Here is a 3,591-nt window from a genome sequence, read left to right as displayed (position 1 = left end):
TGGCAGGCGTGCCACTGCTTCTTCTCGTCGGTTTGGCCTTTGCGACCCCAGCAGTAGCCGGCTTGCGCCAGGCGGCCGCTCAGACGGTCGCGGAGACGGCATTGCTCTCGGGCGACGTCAGCATCTCCTGAGCCCTCACACGCCTGCGAGGCCTTACTTTCAGCCGTCAGCAACTCCGGGACGGTCGGCATCTGCTGCTGTGCGCTGGCACCTCCGGCCGTGGCGACGAGAGCGAGGGCGATCAGGACTGTGCGCATGCAAGCAGGATAGCCCCAGGGATGGGGTTGTCGAGGCGCGTTGAGGGCACCGAGGTCCGCATCATGGGTCGACGCTCGACTGATCAACACGCTGGCCTGGGAGCAGCGCAAGGGCGACGCAACCAAGAACGACGGCTTTTACGACCTTGGCAATGCGCCTGCGCAGCCCGAGGCGGCGACGTGATGCGTTCGGATGGCTTAGGGATTGACGGGATCCGCCGCCCAACGGCAGTCTCGCGTTTAGGGTGCGTCGCGAAGGCGTTGCTCTGACCCACTCGCACGGTGGTCGAAAACAGCGAGAGCCGGCGGCTTCCATCCTGGAGCGCGGCCGGTGGCTTTTGTGAATTTCAAGCACACCGCCCTAGGGAGGATAGTAGGATTTACCGATCTCGGGATATTATCGGCAACTCAACTTTTGATCTGACTTAATCGGCTGTCGAGCCTTGAAAATATCCACCAAAAAATTCTTTTACTTGCTCCCGGGATGCCTAATAGGTTTGAGTGAACCGGTGGTCGCCAGGGATCACGATGAAGATTTAGACCACTATGCAATGGTGGCGGCAGCGTCAATCTTTGCAGAGAGCAGGTGCCCAGGATTTCGCGTGAACGCGGGGCGCCTAACTACCTTAAGGATGGATAGCGCTATTTCCAGCACTGAAGAGCCGCTGATCGAAGTCAAACTCCGCAAATGGTCTAGCGAGGTTCGGCAGGCATACACTCGGAACGGCGACGAAAACTGGTGCTCTGAGATTTATGGCTTACTCGGCCCAAATGGCACAATGGCCAAAAGCGTGCTCTCAAGATAAAGGTCAGCCGTTACGACGAAGGCGAGGGCGACGAGTGGGGTTGTCGAGGCTTCCACCCCCGGAAGGTAAGCTCACTGCCTGTACGCCGGAAGCCAGCACCATTTTTGCCGATAGGTCGTTCAGCAGCCGATGCAGACGCGCGGATCCCACCTGAATTCCTTGATATGAATTTCCTGAGGGCGCCGAGCTTCTGTCGTGACGCTCAACTCTGGCAGAGCCACCGTCTCGATGCTCCTGCTGGTCACCGATCGGCCCTGAGCGGAACCATTGCTTCTACCGTCCGTGTGAAGTGTTTTATAGCGAAGCTTATGCGCGCTACTCTTCTAAACGCCAGACCGGGCAAAACCGTTCACACTGCTCAAAATACGCAGTATGCGTAGAAAACTTCACTTTCGTAAGATCCCCACCGCCTAGTTAGCGGTACTACTATTGATCAGGGGCAGCAGCCGGATCTGCGATGGGGAACTCAGGTCCTTCTGCTCTGGCTTTGATGCTATGAGCTGCCCAATTTGCCGTCGTCCGACACCCGACGCACACAGATCGCAGGACGCGCAGATCACGGCCTGCTATGGCCAAATCGAACTTCTCCATCTTGATCCGCGCCGCTCTATTCGCTGCTTCGATATTCGGGAGCGCAGCGGTGGAGACTGAAATCTCTGGCAGGCTTTCAACTGATTTAAGGGGCGGTTGTGGGTGGATAGCAGCGACCCGCTTTTGGGATATGGCTGGACTGGCGATAAATTGGACCGCGATCAGCACGACAACCGGAAGGCGCATCCTCGAAGCTCCGAGAGCTGCGGGTCACTGCGCCGCATACGATCAACGGCGCACACCCGCCGATGACCCTGCTGCCTTATGGTTAATAAAAGCTTGTTGAGGCTGCGGACTCGTTCATTGGACTACCCAAGCTGCGCACAATTTACGACATTTGTGATGGCGCCTGCACCTCGCCATTCACCTCCAAAAGGAGGATGCCTTACCGCTTCCGAGGCGACGCTTGCGCCGCATCCCTCGATAAGCGAGCCGCCCTTTACCGAGCCAGGTTGGTCTCAGCCACGTTCACCGGCGGCCCTTCGGCAGGCATGGAGATGGGTTGGCTCTGCCGGCTAGCGAAAGCCGCTCCGGCTTGCTTCCACTTTTTGCTCTGATTTTCAGACAGCGGGTGTTCCCTGAGATTGGAAGGCTGCGTCACACGGATCGATAGAAGTCCGACCCTTCCGGGCTCGCTCGGATCACCGCTTGTGATCGGCTCGGATCTAGAAGGCCATGAGCGCGACGGATGCAACAATCCCAGACGCGAAGACTATCATAAGCGCATTGTCGAAGCCGTTCGCGATAAGCACTGTGCTCGTCACGTAGGCCAAGAGGAAGCCGTCAATCCCTATGGCGAGGCGTTGCCCATTCACTCGCGATAGCCCTTCCGCTGCACGCGCTCGATCAATGCTCCACCTGCTGCTTAACGAACGAGCGGATCCCGTCCTTAGCGACCGCCTGCTCGAAAGCCTCGAAGGCGTCCTCATCGTTCGCCAAGGTACCAGTCCAGGTCGTGTGCCCGCCTTCGTGATCGACCACCTCAAGGGTCCATTCATCGTCAGTGCCGGCAAATCGGTAGATGTGAACCTGCACCATGACGCCATCGCGGGTGACGATGCCGCCGAGCGGAGAGTCCTCGATCTCCTGATCAGGGATGTCGGCCATCGGTCGTTCCTTCAGTTCGCACCCTCAGGGTACTCACGGTGCCGCACGTAGCCCTGGTCGACTCGAGCCTGGCTTGATCCCCTACCACGCGTGAAGCAGGTACCCGCCGGCCAGCACGAGGACGATGAGGGTCACGGCCGATATGCCGAACTTCCGCGGCGACCCAGACGCAGAGGGGGTGCTACGCCGCTTGGTCGTTCGGGGGCTGAAGACAACGATCTTCGGATCTGAAAGGTGCTGGGTCAGGCTGTGGGGCAGCCTGCGCTTCGATCGTCGCCCGAGCATACTCACCTCACTACGACCGCTTCGCCTTGCCGAGCACGGGGTGTATCAGAGATCAGGCACGTCCGCGTCGAGCCAGTCCGCCGCTGCTTTCAGGTTCGGGAACTTTTGCGCCTCGCTCGTGAAAGGCGCCGGAAAGGGCGGGCTGTTGGTGAGGGGTTCGGCTGTCCAATCGCCTTCGTACCCGTCCCGCGACACATCGCGGACCAGGCTGCCGACCACTTCGCCGTCGAGGATGAGATCGAAGCTACCAGGGGCGAGGCGTTTAAGGGTGTAGGGCATTGGCAAATCCTGGATCAAAGGCGCAGCATGAACCCCAGCTGCCTTGCCGGCCGCGGGTGTTGCCTGGAGTGGAAAGGCTTCAGCGCTGCACCGCCTCGATATCGTCCTCATAGATCGAGTCCGGCTGGCAGGCGTGCCACTGCTTCTTCTCGTCGGTTTGGCCTTTGCGACCCCAGCAGTAGCCGGCTTGCGCCAGGCGGCCGCTCAGACGGTCGCGGAGACGGCATTGCTCTCGGGCGACGTCAGCATCTCCTGAGCCCTCACAC

At 59.7% G+C, this 3,591-nt stretch carries 2 protein-coding genes and 1 pseudogene; all 3 read right to left on the bottom strand.

The window, feature by feature from the left end; genetic code table 11:
• Window positions 1-2,500: 2,500 nt before the first annotated feature.
• A complete protein-coding gene (locus MKK55_RS01855) occupies window positions 2,501-2,761 on the bottom strand; it encodes a hypothetical protein (protein WP_243932999.1) in 261 nt (86 codons plus the stop codon).
• A gap of 330 nt (window positions 2,762-3,091) precedes the next feature.
• Window positions 3,092-3,325 (bottom strand): hypothetical protein, encoded by a 234-nt coding sequence (locus MKK55_RS01850; RefSeq protein ID WP_243932997.1) that lies wholly within the window; start codon window positions 3,323-3,325, stop codon window positions 3,092-3,094.
• 79 nt (window positions 3,326-3,404) lie between these two features.
• A pseudogene (locus MKK55_RS01845) lies at window positions 3,405-3,591 on the bottom strand (hypothetical protein); the annotation flags it as partial.

Origin of the sequence: Methylobacterium sp. J-059 (genome assembly GCF_022829485.1) — a bacterium.
Classification (GTDB): Bacteria; Pseudomonadota; Alphaproteobacteria; order Rhizobiales; family Beijerinckiaceae; genus Methylobacterium.
This window is presented reverse-complemented; position numbering and strand designations above follow the sequence as displayed.

What these genes read in the sequence shown, in the direction of transcription:
- MKK55_RS01855 (WP_243932999.1), bottom strand. Translation starts at nt 2,761, where the DNA reads ATGGCCGACATCCCTGATCAGGAGATCGAGGACTCTCCGCTCGGCGGC.
- MKK55_RS01850 (WP_243932997.1), bottom strand. Translation starts at nt 3,325, where the DNA reads ATGCCCTACACCCTTAAACGCCTCGCCCCTGGTAGCTTCGATCTCATC.